Raw genomic sequence first — 15,245 nt, forward strand, 5'->3', positions numbered from 1 at the left:
CCGCCCTGCACGATCAATCCCGTACAGGGCGGACACTCATCTTATGATGCGCGTTTCATTTTCACCGGCTGCAAAACCGTCATTGCCACGCCAAACAGGACAAAGGCAAGTAATGCCATCCCGACCGGACCTGTTGTGTAGACAAACCCGGCAACACCAGACCATAGCGCAACCCCCAAATGCATCATGGTCATTGCCAGTGACATCAGGATTCCACGGTGTGCCGGCGACAGTTCCGCAATATAGCTTTGCAATGCCGGTGAACCCACACCGCCCGCCAGTGACCACAGCAATAATGGCGGAATCAGCACCAGCAGATTTTCTGCGGGGAACAGATAAAACCAGACGCTGACCAGCACACAAACCAATAAGGCAATACGCATGACCTGACGACCGCTTTCCAGATGCGCCGATAGCCGCGGCATCAGAAGATTGCCGACTACGCTGACACAGCCCAGCACCGCATACAGGCTGCCGACTGACCACATGGACAAGCCCTGTGTGTCCCGTAAGTGCTGACCGATCAGGTTAAATAACCCAATCCCGCCGCCAAGACCAAAGCACATGGCCAGCAGCGCCCCGGCCGCACCGGGGATCGCCCAGATTTTGCCGGATGCATCTTCGCGCGTTTCAGATGCAACGACGGTTTTTACCGGCAGATCCTTTTCGCTGAGAGACAGATATCCCAATGCCGCTGCAATAATCCAGGCACAGACACCAAGCACCAAAAAACCAGCCCGCCAGGACAGGCTTTCCGCCAGAAATGCCCCCAGCGCCGGGCTGGCAATCATGCCCAGTGTCAGTCCGGACTGCACCCAGGCGATCCGTTTCATTGCTTCACCACCGGAAGAATCCGCTGCCAGGGCAAAGGCAATCGGCAACATCCCGGCACTGGCAAAGCCTGTCACAACCCGAGTCACCAGACCGGCTTCAAATGTGCCGACCACACCGGTCGCCACCGAAGCCAGCCCGAATAACAAAGATGCTGGGATCAGCACAGTCATCCGGCCATGTCGATCAGAATAAGCACCCAAAAACGGTGCCACACAGGCCAGTGCCACGCTGTAGGTCGTAATAAACAAAGTCACCCGCTCCGGCGCAACCCCCAAATCATTGCCGATAGGGGCCAGAATCGGCCCCAGCATCAGCTCATCTGCACCGACCAGAAAAGCAATCAAAAACAGCAGAACATTCAACATCTTCATCTTTCCTTAAACCAATGCCGCGCTTGCTGACGTCTGAACTGACTGGATATCCACCACCCGGTCCGGCCATCCGGCGACAAAATCCTTTTCGTGCGAAACCACAATCAACGTTCCGTTGTAATCCTTCAGCGCCTGCTTCAGCGCCGATTTCACTTTGGCATCCAGATGCGTGGTCGGCTCATCCAGCACCAGCAGGTTAGTTGGCTGAAGTGCCAGACGGCAGAGCTTCACTTTGGTCTGCTCGCCGCCGCTCAGTGAACGGATCGGTTGAATCGCCAGCTTGCCTGAAACCCCAAAGCGTGCCAAATGCTGTCTGGCCGCTTTGTCATCCGAACCAGGGCAGGCAGATTTCACCAGATTCACAGGCGTTGCCTCCGGATCATCCCAGTGTAATTCCTGTTCGAAATAACCCAGTTTCAGTCCCTGTGACAACGCCACCTGCCCGGCAATGGGCGCCAGTTCGCCGACCAGTGTTTTCAGCAAAGTGGATTTTCCGATCCCGTTAAAACCGGCAATCACCACTTTCTCGCCCCGGGACAGCGTGAGGCCCATTTCCGGCAGCAACGGCCGGGAATAACCAATCACCAGTGACGATGCCGACAGCACTTTCTGTACAGCATGAGCCGCAGTTCGGAAAGCAAACGAAATCGCCTTTTCCTGCTCTGGTGCAGCCAGACGATCCATGCGTGCCAGCTGCTTTTTCCGGCCATTGGCAATGCTCGCATTGACCCCGGCCCCGTTTTTGGCGATGAACTGTTCCAGCCTATCGATATGTTTTTTCTGCGCCAGATACTGCTTGGCATGCGCCGCATCCGCACTGGCTTTCTGGGCCAGCGCCTTATCCACATTACCTTTATATTTGCTGATTTGCTGACGGTCGATATCGCAGATCCCCGTTGCGATCCGGTTCAGAAAGGCCCGGTCATGAGACACCACCAGAAACGCACCCTCAAAGCTGTTCAGATAGTCAGCCAGCCAGTCGACATGCGCGGTATCCAGATAGTTGGTCGGTTCATCCAGCAGCAATACATCCGGCGAAATCAGCAACAGCGAAGCCAGCATCACTTTGTGCCGCTGCCCGCCGCTCAGATCACCCAGCCGGGTGTCCATTCCGAACTGAATGATCCCCAGCCCGTCAGCCACCGCATCAATCCGGCTGCTGATCACGTAAAAAGACTGGCTTTCCAGCGTGGCCTGAATCGTCGCCGCCCGGCTCAGATAGCTGTCCCGGACACTTTTTTCAGGGCAGGCATAAATCGCCATCATTTCCGCTTCGAGAGCATATAAATCAGCAAAGGCCGTTTGCAGATAACCGCGGACAGACAACGCAGCATTCATCTGCGCATGCTGGTCCAGATAACCGATCTGTACAGACGGCTGCCAGACAATATCGCCGCCGTCAGGCAGAATCTCTGCCTGAAGCAGTTTCAGAAAGGTACTTTTCCCGACGCCGTTCTTACCGGTCACCCCCAGATGCTCACCGGGGAACAGCATGAAATCGGCATTCTGATACAGGGTTTTGTCGCCGATGTGGTAAGTCAGATTTTGAATATTCAGTAAACTCATTGTGTTACATCCATAAAAAAACGGGGGGCGGTATTGACATACCGGCCCCCCGCTTCAAGAAGTTTCTTCAAGAAACATCATGCTTTGTTTCTGTCTGCCAGAAACAAAAAAGGCCGGCGATGAAGGTCATCGTCGGCCCCACTCTCTACTTTGTTCAGATACAACACATTCGCCTGTAAAATCAGGCATGCAGGGTTATATCTGATGAAGATTCAGAAGAGTTTCAGCTCCGAGCAACACTTCATCGTGTTAATGCGCGGAGCACACTCGCCTGACAAAATTCTTAAAGAGGATGTAAAACATCGTAGAGAAGTCCAAATTCGTATTCGGCGGAAAGTTACCCAACTTTATTGTCAGAGTCAACTCCGCATCTGTTCGCGATGTTCCGATTCGCAATACATCGGTCAGCGATGTCATGCTCAGCCAAACGCGACCGCCAGCACCACGATCACCACAGCCAGCCCCAAAATTCCCTTCACCAGCAGCCCCAGCTTATTGCTGCCGCCATTCGGTGCCTGATTACAACAGCCCATCGTATCCTCCTCATCAACAACAGCCATCAGCATAAAGCTTCCCGTTGCAGGAAGGTAAAGCAAAAAATCAATTCCGGACCGCAGGTTCTGAAACGCACAAAAAAAACCGGTCACCCTGAGCGGATCACCGGTTTTGAATGTCAGGCCACCTGTGAATCAGAGCCTTACCGGGCCTGCGTAAACACAGTCACCGCTGTCCCTTCAACAACAACGTTGCCGGAAAGTCCGGGCTGGTTCTGAGCACCCGAAGCATCCGCAGCCAGCGTCCAGTTGCCCGCAGGCAGGCTGATGGTCTGATGGTTCCCGCTGTTATACACCACAAACAGGTTATGCGTGTCTTGCGGGTAGGTGATATAACCGGTCACCAGTTGGCCGCCAAACGCATCCGGTCTGGTAACCGTCAGGTAATTGGCAATATCCTGATTCGAGGTCATGCGCAGTCCGGCATGGTTACGTCGCAGTGCGATCAGATCTTTCAGGTAGTCATAGGTAGCAGCGTTGTCAGCGCGACGATGCCACTTGATGCTGTTAAAGCTGTCCGGGGCATTGTACGTATTGTGCGTGCCGCCGTGATCACCGAAGTTCCAGGCGCTGGGGGTGCTCATTTGTTCATTGTCGGTTTTGGTCCGTAAGAACTCATCCCCGGCATGGACAAACCCGATGCCCTGACTGGTCAGCACCATCCCCATACCAAAGTTCACCACTCGCTTGGCGTAATCGAGATTTGCGGGCGGCGTCAGGCTGAGAATTTGGTGGGAACTGTTCTGCACGACATCACTCGACAGACTTAAGTAAACCTTATCCCACAACCCAAAGTTATCGTGGGCAGAAATGTAGTTGATGCTTTGCTCAGGATCAGCCGCATAGTTCCTGAACCAGGTACTGTTCCGGCTGTCGTTCGGGTCGTATGCCGAACCGCGCATCCCGTCATAGATTGACCATCCGGCTTCTGCACTGTCCAGATTGTTGAACATAAAACCGGTACGGGTATCGTCATTCGAGCCCTTCAGCGCTTCCCGATACGCACCGTTGAAGACGCCAACATGTTCATCCGCCATGTTGTGCGTTGTGCCATAACGGACGCGTTGCGCTTCTTTCGGATCACTGGCGTAGCCATTCCACGGTTCACCGTAAATGAGCAAATTGCGGTCCGGGAATTGCTGATTCAGCGTGCGTCCCCATTTTTCAACTTCCCCGTAAGAGAAAATGCCGATCAGGTCGAAACGAAAACCATCAACACCATACTCATCAACCCAGTAAGCCAGTGAATCCTGAATCATCCGGCTGACCATCGGCTGGTCGGCGTCAATGGCGTTGCCAGTCCCGGAAAGGTCCGTTGCGGTGTAATAGCTGCCACTGATGTTTTCAAACATTTCATTGGCAAAGGTATGGTTATACACCACATCCATGATGACCCGAATACCGGCTTTGTGGAATTCATTCACCATGGTCTTAAACTCGTTGGCACGCGCCTCGTAATCGGTCGGCACCTGTGAATAACGCTCTTCCGGTACATTGTAATTGCGCGGATCATAACCCCAGTTGTAACACGGGTCGCTGTCCGGCAGTCCGTCACAAGTCGCGAAATCAAAGACGGGCAGCAGCTGGACGTGCGTCACCCCCAGATCGACCAGATGATCAATCCCTGTTTTCAGTCCGTTATAACGGGTGCCGCTTTCGACCATGCCCAGAAACTTACCGCGCTTGGCCGCGCTCACGCCAGAACTGGCATCGATCGTAAAATCACGGACATGAACTTCGTAAATCACGGCATCTTCCCGATTGACGAGTACAGGCCGCTCAGCCCAGCCCCCTTCAGGACGGGTGCGGGACATATCCATCACAATGTTGATGGCTTCACTGTCTCCCGTACCGGGTTTCACCATTTTCCCGTAGGGGTCCCGGACCGGAATCCCGTTGATCCTGAAGGCGTACTCAGCCAGATACAAATCCCCACTGACTTCGGTCTGATAAACATCGGTGTAACCGTTGAAGTCACTCACTTTGGTGAGCGGGTACTCTGTCCCATTCACGGTGACCGTGACGTTGCTTTTGTCCGGCGACCAGATCGCAAAAGTCGTCTTATCCGGTTGATAGGTGGCGCCGAGTGTCGGCTGAACCGCACAGTCAGTGGTACATGGATTCACAGCCGTCAGACTGTAAGCCAATGTCTGGTCGTTCACCGTGACCACATAATCGCCACTCACGTTTGTGTAAATGTCACCGCCAGCCGCATCCAGCACGCCGTCATTCTGATTGTCACCATAGTTCTGCGACCAGTCCCCGGTCAGGTCAAATTTAAATCGCTGATTGGTCTGCCCGTCAAAATGAATCAGGCGCGACCACGTATGATCACCGGCCAGTGTCATCGCACCTGCGGCCCAGTTGTTGGCCGTGCCGCGAAAATAAAGCACGCTAAAATTTTGTGCATAAGTCTGGCTATCACAACTGGCAACTTGCGTGGTTTGTATGCTGTGGCTGTCGGTATAAAAATCAATTTGATAGCTTTGATCTCCGGTAACCGTGTAATCGCTGGCGGGATAACTTTCCTGCCAGTCAGCGTAGCGGTCAATTTTAAACCGGGCACCACCGGTGGCATCCCCTTGCTGAAAAGTCTGGCAGGTTTGATAGTGGTTGGCCGCGATCTGTGTCATCTGTGCCGCGTTCCACTGGTTCGGCGTTCCCCGGAAGTGCCAGTCGGCGACCGCGGGGGCACTGATCAGCGACGCGCCAATCACGAGTGTAGGTAAGGTTCTCATGTCGATTTCCTTTTGCCGTCCTTTGCGGGAGAAATGACTCCCGAAGGATCACGTTATTGTTAATATTTTCTCTCTCTCCGACGCGGCGATTTGCGCCCGTCAGGTGAGATGTAGATAGCACAAAAAATAACGTCCGAAATTCTGCTTCCGGTGAAATCCAATCGAAATGTGAACCGATTAACCTATTGTATGGCAAGAAAAAATTGAACTGTGATCTTGTTATCTCAACCCCTGCCTACGCCCCCTATTCTACGCCCTGAGGGAGTGTGGGGGCGTTAGAGTTAGAGTCAGAGTCAGAGTCAGAGTCAGAGCATGATTCATTTTCTGCGAATCGGTTTTCAAAAACGTATAATGTGATTGATAGATACTTATCTTCCTAATCTATCCTGCAAAGCATTTATGAATTTTTGATCACCATTTTGCTCGACTGACAAGAAAAGCTTGATCCAATGGTCTGGATCTTCAGTATTCACTTTATAGATACTTTCAGTGAATATATCACCCTGTAATTCCATTTCTACACTGGTGATTTCACTCAGGGGAATTTCATAAACCAGCACCGATTCATTCTCATCTGTCAAATAAAGAATCACTCGATCTTGAGTCAAAACATTCCCACTCTCCATAATTGATAAGAATCCTTGAGAATAGAAAAACTCAACCTTATCGTCATCGTTAACAATACCATTCTGTCTAAGAATAGAGATGTCATTCTTGCTAATCTCTTGATTTGATTGGACTCTTGTAGATGGAATAAATCCGAAAGTTGACATTAACACAAACCCAAGGATTAAAATAAAAACGACAACAGATGGGATACTAATGACATAAATCCATTTCGGTGTTTCCTTATAATCTGGATTATTCTCTTTATCTAATTTATGGTAAACAAACGCTCCCTTGATGGCCTTGCCATAAAAATAGAGAAAAACAAAAGAAATCCACAGACCGTTAACCGATTGAGTTTCAATGGAAATAATTAATTTCGACACAATAAAATGAACCAAAACTAAAACTGAAGCAATTCTTGACTTTTTATACACTCCCAAAGCAAAAACAAGTATCAACCCCACATCGAAAAAATTGGCAGGATCATTCATTATTGCCAACTTCCCTTCTGCATTTGTATTAATGGCAATTAAAATCACAACCAGACTGATAAATGCAGATATCAATGCAGCTATAGCACCATTCTTCGTTGCTCTTATTGCTTCATTCTTATTCAAATTCCCCCCTTCGTCTCATGATATTTTTATGACCGCATTCAGAAATGAACAACGTAACCGAAAAACCCAACCAATGGATGTCTCAGCAACCTTAAATAACTGTTGATAATGATTAAAGCCAGCCCGCCACTATAGGTTCACTCAAAATTTTTCATTCTGTGCTCTCTCACTTTCATCAAATCAGAAAGGAACGCATCTCTGTCGTTGTCATTCAATTTACTCAGCAGCGTTTCAAAGTAACCGATTTCTTCTAAGTTATCAAAAAGATTCACGGAATACTCTGGAATATACCCTTTTTTTAATCCGTATCGATACGACAAAACAACTGAAAAACAATGATCCATTTTGTCAATTCCAATTCTGGAATCGTCATAAGACGGCTCAAGCAATTCTCCAAATGGTTTATCTAACCATTCCTCGACATAAAACCTGCCAAAGGCTCCCTGAATCCCGCTGCTGGGAATTGTTTCTGCCAGCATTTGCTCAATACTTTCAATACATTCCTGATAATAGCTCATCTTGATACTAATCATTTGATTCAACGACACCCGCCGTGCATCTTACGCAAACATCTAAGGTGTTCAAACTGTTACACTTTATATTTATCGCATATCATCACACACCCACAAAAATCAGAGACAAACATTCCGATAAAAAGGCAGCATCACAATGTTTTTATTAGCCGAGCCTCACCAGCGTGATCTGCAAACCAATCTTGCATCGCTTGTCGTGACACTTTAATGCCCGCCTGCGGCAACTTGGGCATGGGGTAAAATGCATCCGGGATTTTGAAGCGGTCGAGTTGACTGGCTAGCCAATGCGGCAGGTTCAGAGTAGAAAGGTCTTCAGCGGCGTCGATCAGGGCGATCGGACGTGCGCCGTATTCGTCGCATGCAACAGGAATGACGATACTTTGATGAATCGCAGGGTGGCGATTCAGCACAGCTTCAATTTCTTCGCAGTGGATATTTTCGCCGCCGGAGATGAACTGATTATCGGCCCGGCCAATGATACGGAGTTCGCCGTCGACCCACAGCCCCAGATCCTTCGTATCAAACCAGCCCTGCGCATCGTTCAGCGGAGTAAGTTGGCCCTGATGATAATAGCCACTGGCGAGTGTCTGGCCGCCAATATAAATCCGGTTGTGTCTCAGTTGCACCAGCCGGTTTGGCAAAACCCGTCCGGCACTTGCAACCGCATCGACTTGCTTGGCGGTAACGGTGGAAGCGGCTTCTGTCATGCCATAGCCCAGCCAGGTCTCAATGCCCCATTGTGCGGCCTGCTGACACAGAGGCAGAGGAACATCACTCCCGCCCAGCAGCACATGGCTGAGTTTCAGTCGCTTGGGCTGCGGCTGCTCCAACTGATCCAGCAGCCGTTTGAGCTGAGTCGCCACCAGTGAGGCATGGGTAGCACCCTGAATATCATCCTCCAGCTTTCCGCTGCCGATTTTCAGACAAGCACCGGCACTCAGCCAGCGATAGAGAATCGATAATCCGGAGACGTGATACATCGGCAGGCTCAGCAGCCAGCAGTCTGTTTGCTGAAACGAAAACACATCCAGTAAACCACGGGCAGAAGCCAGATGCTGCGCCTGCGTATGCGCGACCGCCTTCGGGGCACCGGAAGAGCCGGAAGTGAAAATAATGGACGCGATGGCGTTCACATCCGAAAGGCTGAGAGCACAGTCGGCTTCAGGCTGAATCGCCAGATCCAGCAGTGTGGCGTCTGTCGTCAGCGCTTGCCAGTCCGGTTCTGAGAAACTATTTCGGGCCTGCTCACTGAACCACAGAAACCGTGCCTGTGCTTTTGGATTCAGCTCTTTTGGATTCGGTTCAGTTGCATACAGGACATCCAGCTTCTCCCGCAGGGGCAGCACAGGCTGTGGCATGGTCAGCGCGGTGATAGCGCCCAATTGCAGGCAGGCCAGATGCAGCAGCACCAGTTCCGGGGCATTCTTTCCGACCGCCGTCACCACAGTGCCGGGTTGCACGCCCTGCTGCGACAAACTGTTTGCCAACGCATGAATCCGCACCGTCAGTGTCTGCCAGCTATATGCCGTATCCGGCGTGATCAGTGCAATTTGATCGGGCTGAACAGTTGCCCATGTCTGCCAGAGAAAATGCTCACTCATGACTGCCACACCAAGGTTTGATCATCCAAGCCCTGAAGGGGTAACGGGCTGCCCGGCCAGGAAATTTCAAGTTGTGCCTGAAACAGGTTCAGGGTATCCAGTCCCGGCGTGCTGTCGGGTAACAGCCAGTGCGATAAACGGGCAAGCTGGGTTAAGCCAAGGCTGGACTCAAGACTCGAACTGATGACGGCATCCATCCCCAGTGTTTTCGCCTCACGAATGATCGCGGCGCACTGCTGTACAGAGCCGATCAGACTCGGTTTCACGACGATGGCAGCCGCACCGGACAAATCTTCCAACCGGAATTCCGGCTGCTTCACTGCTTGTTGCAAGGTTTCATCCCAGGCCAGTGGCAGACCGCTGTCTGACGTAAATGCCAGACTGTCTTGCGGCTGTCGGCAAGGTTCTTCGATGAAAACAATACGAGCGGCAAAAGATGGCGTCAGATGGCTGGCAAACTGCCGTGCCTGTTCCGGCAGCCAGGCACGGTTGGCATCCAGACGTAACGTCAGATTCGGATAAGTTGCCAGCAGCTGATTCACCCGGACTGCGTCCAGAGCCGGAGACTCCCGACCCACTTTCATTTTGGCAATCCGGTGTTCCGGTGTCGGGCAGGCATCGGTTTGTCCACTCAACAAAGGCGCAGTCCTGAACTGGCCTTGTGCAGGCAGCTGCCCCGCACAGGTCAGTTCAGCCATCGACAAGCCAAAAGCTACCGAAGGAAAAAGTCCGGAATCCACCAAAGGCAATCCACGGACCCAGCCAGCCAGTGCACCTTTCGCCTGTTGGACCGCCTGATCCGGTGACTCCGCACTCAAGCCGGACAGCGGGGCGATTTCCCCGAGGCCGCTGCATTCCCCCTCTTGCAGCGCGACAACATACCCACGTCGTTCAGTCAGATGTTTACCCCGGAGCACGACCCCGCTGTCCATCGGCAGTTGATAACGGTAAAGTTTTGCCGAGCGCTTCATCATGTCTTCTTCCCGTGCAGTTACGGGTTTCGTTTAAATTTGTTGAAATCCGGCTGACGCTTTTCATTAAAAGCGTTCCGGCCTTCCTGACCTTCTTCCGTCATGTAGAACATCATGGTGGCATTCCCGGCCAGCTCCTGTAACCCGGCCTGACCATCGCAGTCGGCGTTCAGCGCTGCTTTCAGGCAGCGCAGCGCCATCGGGCTGTGCTGAAGCATTTCGCGGCACCAGCGAACGGTTTCTCTTTCCAGTTCAGCAAGCGGGACCACGGTATTGACCAGGCCCATATCCAGCGCTTCCTGCGCATCATAGAAACGACACAGGAACCAAATTTCACGTGCTTTTTTCTGGCCGACGATCCGGGCCATGTAAGACGCGCCCCAGCCACCGTCAAAAGAACCGACTTTCGGGCCCGTCTGGCCGAATTTGGCATTCTCCGCCGCAAGGGTCAGGTCACACATCATGTGCAGTACATGACCACCGCCCACGGCCCAGCCTGCCACGGACGCCACAACCGGTTTCGGACAGGTGCGGATCTGACGCTGAAAATCCAGCACATTCAGATGATGCGTGCCTGCGTCATCCTGATAACCGCCGTAATCGCCCCGCACTTTCTGATCGCCGCCGGAACAGAACGCATCTTCACCCAATCCCGTCAGAATGATCGCCCCGACTTTGTCGTCATACCGGGCATCTGCCAATGCATGCATCATTTCTTTCACGGTCTGGGGCCGGAATGCATTGCGTACCTTTGGCCGGGCAATCGTGATCCTGGCAATCCCATCGTCAGATTTGTGGTACTGGATATCCGCATACTCATGACCACAGTTGATCCATTCAATCGGTGCATACAAGGCTTGTTCTGAAATGCCTGTGGTGATTGTCATATGTACTCCAAAAACAAAGAAAATTTTTAAATTCGCCTGTCCCTGTACGGCGATACTGGTGGTGAGCATAGCACTGCAACCAATCCCCAAACTTTGTTTTTGCGCATAGTTAGAACCAGTTCGTAAGTCTGACTGTATCCACCACATCTTTTTCTGCCTGTTCCAATCAAGGCACAGCCTCTGTACGAGTTTTGTGATCGGCCTGATAAGCGCCCTTCGCATACTCAACTACACTCATTTTGTGGTTCATTCTGCTCTCTGTATCAACAGGTTCACACTCTGTCCCGCCGCAGGATGAATCACATTGCGGGTTCAATCTGGTCTTGCCGGAAGGCACAGATTCAATGGCCGCAATTTCAGCAAACAGAACCTGCCGATGATGCCGTTCGGTAACACGCACAATCTGATGAAGGCGTGAACAGCATGAACCCCGAACGCCGACGGAGAACATTCAGGATGAACCGTATCTCACTTCCGAATACTCAACTGAAAGAAAAGCACCGTTATCAAGTCATCGTCATTGGTTCTGGTTATGGCGGTGCGATTTCTGCCTCACGGCTCGCCCGGGCCGGTCTGTCGGTCTGCCTGCTGGAACGCGGTAAAGAAATACTTCCGGGAGAGTTTCCCGAGACCAGAGAACAAGCACTCGAAGCATTACAGTTTGATACCCCGGACGGCAAAATCGGCTCCGCAACCGGCCTGTACAACATCCATGTGAACCGGGAGCAGAATGTCGTGGTGGGGTGCGGATTGGGCGGCACCTCGCTGATCAATGCCAACGTGTCATTGGAACCTCAGCCGGAAATTTTCGACGATCCCAGATGGCCGCAAGCCCTCAGAGCCGACAAAGACACGCGCTTAAAAGAAGGCTTCGATTTAGCCAGAGACATGCTGAAACCGACGGTTTATCCGGACGATTACCCGAAGCTCAGGAAAATGACTGCACATCAAAAGAGTGCCGACGCGATGGCTCAGCAGTTCTACCGCGCGCCGATTAATGTCACCTTTGCCACACCGGAAAACGGCACCAATCACGTCGGGGTTCCCCAGCAAGCCTGCAACAATTGCGGAGACTGTGTTTCAGGCTGTAATACCGGCGCCAAAAATACAACGCAAATGAATTACCTGCCCGATGCTTTCAACCATCAAGCAGACATTTACTGTGAGATCTCCGTCAGCCATATCGAGAAAAGCGAACAAGGCTGGCTCGTGCACTATCATCTGCTTGAAAACAACAAAGACAAATTTGAACCGGAAACCCGCACCATCGAAGCGGATATCGTGATTGTTGCAGCGGGTACCATGGGCAGTAACGAAATCATGCTGCGCAGCAAACAGCGGGGACTCAGTGTTTCCGGTCACTTAGGCAAAGGTTTTTCCGGCAACGGCGATATTCTGGGATTCGGTTATAACTGCGATGACATCATCAATGGTATCGGCTTTGGCGACCGCGACCCCAGCGAGATGACTCCGGTGGGCCCTTGTATTACCAGTGTCATCGACATGCGTCACGGCGATGACAGGACAAGCCGGATGGTGATTGAAGAAGGTTCAATCCCGGGGGCACTCGGCAAATTCATGACACCGGTTTTAGCAGGTGCGGATGTATTTATGGGCAAAGACCCGCACCGGAGCGTGGCGGAGTGGCTGAAGAAAGAAGGACAAAAACTGAACAGCCAATTGCTCGGCCCTTACCGGGGAGCGATGAACCGGTTGCAGACCTATCTGATCATGAGCCATGACAATGCCGCCGGTGAACTCCGGCTGAAAGACAACAGACTGCGCATCAAGTGGAAAAATGTGGGTGAACAGCCCAACGTCCTCAAAGGGAATCAGAACTTGCATCAGGCCACCCAAGCCCTGGGAGGCGATTACATTCAGAACCCGATCTGGACCAAATTACTGCGCCACAGCCTGGTGACCGTGCATCCGCTGGGCGGATGCAACATGGCGGATTCGGCTGAACAGGGTGTGGTCAATCATAAAGGGCAAGTCTTTGACTCAAGCCACGGCACTTCCGTGCACCGCGGCCTGTACATCTCCGATGGTTCAGTGATCCCCATGTCGATTGCCGTGAACCCGCTGCTGACCATTTCTGCGATCACAGAGCGTTGCTGTCAGTACATTGCCGCGGACTATGGCCAGAGCATTCAATATGACTTTTCAGATCAGCCACAGCGCCCGCCCGTTTCGCGGGATTTCCCAGCTGCGGCACAAACCCCAGGCATCGAATTTACTGAGACCATGAAAGGGTACCTCTCCGCCGAAATATCCGGTGACATAGATGAGGAAAACACATCGCTCTACCACGATGCTTATCAGCTTGGAAAACAGCAACAACAGCCCATCACGTTTACCCTCACCATTCGCTCGGACAACCTGAAGGAAATGATTGCCACTTCAGCACACAAAGCTGGCATCACCGGGACGGTCAGCATACCTCTCTTATCAGAGAACCCCCTGACGGTGGAGCAGGGCTCCTTCCAGCTGTTCGTGACTTATCCGAAAATGCCGAATGCCAAACACATGGTGTATTCAATGATCATGTGCAGCGAAACAGAGGAGCGCTTTCTCTTCAGCGGCTACAAAATGATCCGAGATGACCCGGACTCGCTGGACATCTGGCAGGACACCTCCACCCTGTACGTCACCATCCGGCGGGGGACACAGAAGGATTCCCCGGTGATCGCGACAGGCGTCATGCAACTTGAAGCCGCCGATTTTCTGAAACAGATGACGACGATGAAAGTGCTCAATGCCCCGGACAAGCAGTCCCGGCTCCGTGCACTGACGAAATTTGGCAAGCATTTCGCAGGCGCCCTATGGGAAAGTTACGGCAGCATTTTTGCGAAACCATATCGGTTTAACCCCGAGGCGCCCCCGCGACAAAAACGGCCGCTGAACGCCCCGGCACCTCAGGTGCATTTCTTCAATACGGAAGATAACGTCACCCTGCGTCTGACCCGCTACCCTGCAGGCAGCAAAGGACCGGTCATGCTGGTGCATGGACTGGGGGTGAGTTCAGATATTTTTTCGACCGATCTAATCGACACCAACCTGTTAGAGTTCCTCTGTGCACATCAATACGATGTGTGGTTACTGGATTTCAGGGTCAGTATTGATCTTCCGGCCGCCCGTCAGCAGTCGAATGGTGATCAGGTCGCGCAGTATGACTTTCCGGCCGCAGTGCGAAAAATTCAGGAAGAGACCGGCAAAGATTCCATTCAGGCCGTTGTTCATTGCTGGGGCGCTTCAACCTTTTTCATGGCTTTACTCAGCGGGTTAACCGGCATTCGCTCCGTTGTTTGCTCGCAAATTGCAACCGACGTCGTGGTTCCCACGGCCACACAGGTCAAAACGGGGCTGCATATCCCTGCATTTCTGGAAAAACTCGGAGTGGATTCGCTCACCGCCTATGTCGACAGTCACGAAGGGTGGAGCGAGCGGCTCTGGGATAAAGCGCTGGCGGTTTATGCGCTGGCTGAAGCCCAGGGGCAATGCAGCAATCCGGTCTGCCACCGGGTGACCTTCAACTATGCCCCTTTGTACAGACACGCTCAATTAAACGAAGCACTGCACCGCAATCTGCATGAATTGTTTGCCGAGGCCAATATCGGCGCGTTTCAGCATCTCGCCGAATGCTGCCGGGCCGGTTTCCTGACGGATGCCGGAGGACATAATCGTTACCTCCCTCATCTGGAGCGGCTGCGGCTGCCGATCTGTTTTATTCACGGGGCCATGAACGAATGCTACCTGCCCGAAAGTACGGCGCTCACCTATCAGACGCTGGTGAACCGGTTCGGACCGGCGCACTACACACGGCATGTGATTCCCGATTACGGACACATTGATTGTATTTTCGGGCGCAATGCCAGCCGGGATGTCTACCCGCTCATCGTGAAACACCTGGATCAGACTGCATGAAAGCTGTCTGAACATACTTTATTCAGCACTCATAACGGGG

General features: G+C 52.3%; 10 protein-coding genes. 1 reads left to right on the plus strand and 9 read right to left on the minus strand.

Annotation, left to right across the window (positions count from 1 at the left end):
- Nucleotides 1–41: 41 nt before the first annotated feature.
- From ACYP03_RS18885 to menB, 9 genes are all read right to left on the minus strand, one after another.
- Nucleotides 42–1,199: an MFS transporter gene (locus ACYP03_RS18885; RefSeq protein WP_459781620.1), complete on the minus strand. Its 1,158-nt coding sequence runs from the start codon at nucleotides 1,197–1,199 to the stop codon at nucleotides 42–44.
- Between the two features lie 12 nt (nucleotides 1,200–1,211).
- On the minus strand, nucleotides 1,212–2,771 hold the full coding sequence (locus ACYP03_RS18890; RefSeq protein WP_459781623.1) for an ABC-F family ATP-binding cassette domain-containing protein: 1,560 nt from the start codon (nucleotides 2,769–2,771) through the stop codon (nucleotides 1,212–1,214).
- A gap of 419 nt (nucleotides 2,772–3,190) precedes the next feature.
- Entirely contained in the window at nucleotides 3,191–3,337 is a 147-nt protein-coding gene (locus ACYP03_RS18895) for a hypothetical protein (RefSeq protein WP_248143375.1), read from the minus strand.
- A 131-nt stretch (nucleotides 3,338–3,468) separates the two neighbouring features.
- Nucleotides 3,469–6,063, minus strand: a complete 2,595-nt coding sequence (locus tag ACYP03_RS18900) for an alpha-amylase family glycosyl hydrolase (RefSeq protein WP_459781625.1) — start codon at nucleotides 6,061–6,063, stop codon at nucleotides 3,469–3,471.
- 368 nt (nucleotides 6,064–6,431) lie between these two features.
- Nucleotides 6,432–7,289 (minus strand): hypothetical protein, encoded by an 858-nt coding sequence (locus tag ACYP03_RS18905; RefSeq protein WP_248142890.1) that lies wholly within the window; start codon nucleotides 7,287–7,289, stop codon nucleotides 6,432–6,434.
- 137 nt (nucleotides 7,290–7,426) lie between these two features.
- Complete coding sequence (locus ACYP03_RS18910; RefSeq protein ID WP_459781627.1) at nucleotides 7,427–7,807, minus strand: hypothetical protein; 381 nt, start codon at nucleotides 7,805–7,807, stop codon at nucleotides 7,427–7,429.
- Nucleotides 7,808–7,953: 146 nt separating this feature from the next.
- On the minus strand, nucleotides 7,954–9,423 hold the full coding sequence (gene menE, locus ACYP03_RS18915; RefSeq protein ID WP_459781629.1) for an o-succinylbenzoate--CoA ligase: 1,470 nt from the start codon (nucleotides 9,421–9,423) through the stop codon (nucleotides 7,954–7,956).
- Nucleotides 9,420–10,397 (minus strand): o-succinylbenzoate synthase, encoded by a 978-nt coding sequence (menC, locus tag ACYP03_RS18920; RefSeq protein ID WP_459781630.1) that lies wholly within the window; start codon nucleotides 10,395–10,397, stop codon nucleotides 9,420–9,422. The genes menE and menC overlap by 4 nt, the downstream gene beginning before the upstream one ends.
- A 17-nt stretch (nucleotides 10,398–10,414) precedes the next feature.
- On the minus strand, nucleotides 10,415–11,281 hold the full coding sequence (gene menB / locus ACYP03_RS18925; RefSeq protein ID WP_459781631.1) for a 1,4-dihydroxy-2-naphthoyl-CoA synthase: 867 nt from the start codon (nucleotides 11,279–11,281) through the stop codon (nucleotides 10,415–10,417).
- Between the two features lie 456 nt (nucleotides 11,282–11,737).
- Between menB and ACYP03_RS18930 the strand changes: the two genes are divergently transcribed.
- Nucleotides 11,738–15,205: an alpha/beta fold hydrolase gene (locus ACYP03_RS18930; RefSeq protein WP_459781633.1), complete on the plus strand. Its 3,468-nt coding sequence runs from the start codon at nucleotides 11,738–11,740 to the stop codon at nucleotides 15,203–15,205.
- Nucleotides 15,206–15,245 lie beyond the last annotated feature (40 nt).

Source organism: Photobacterium sp. R1 (assembly GCF_054600795.1).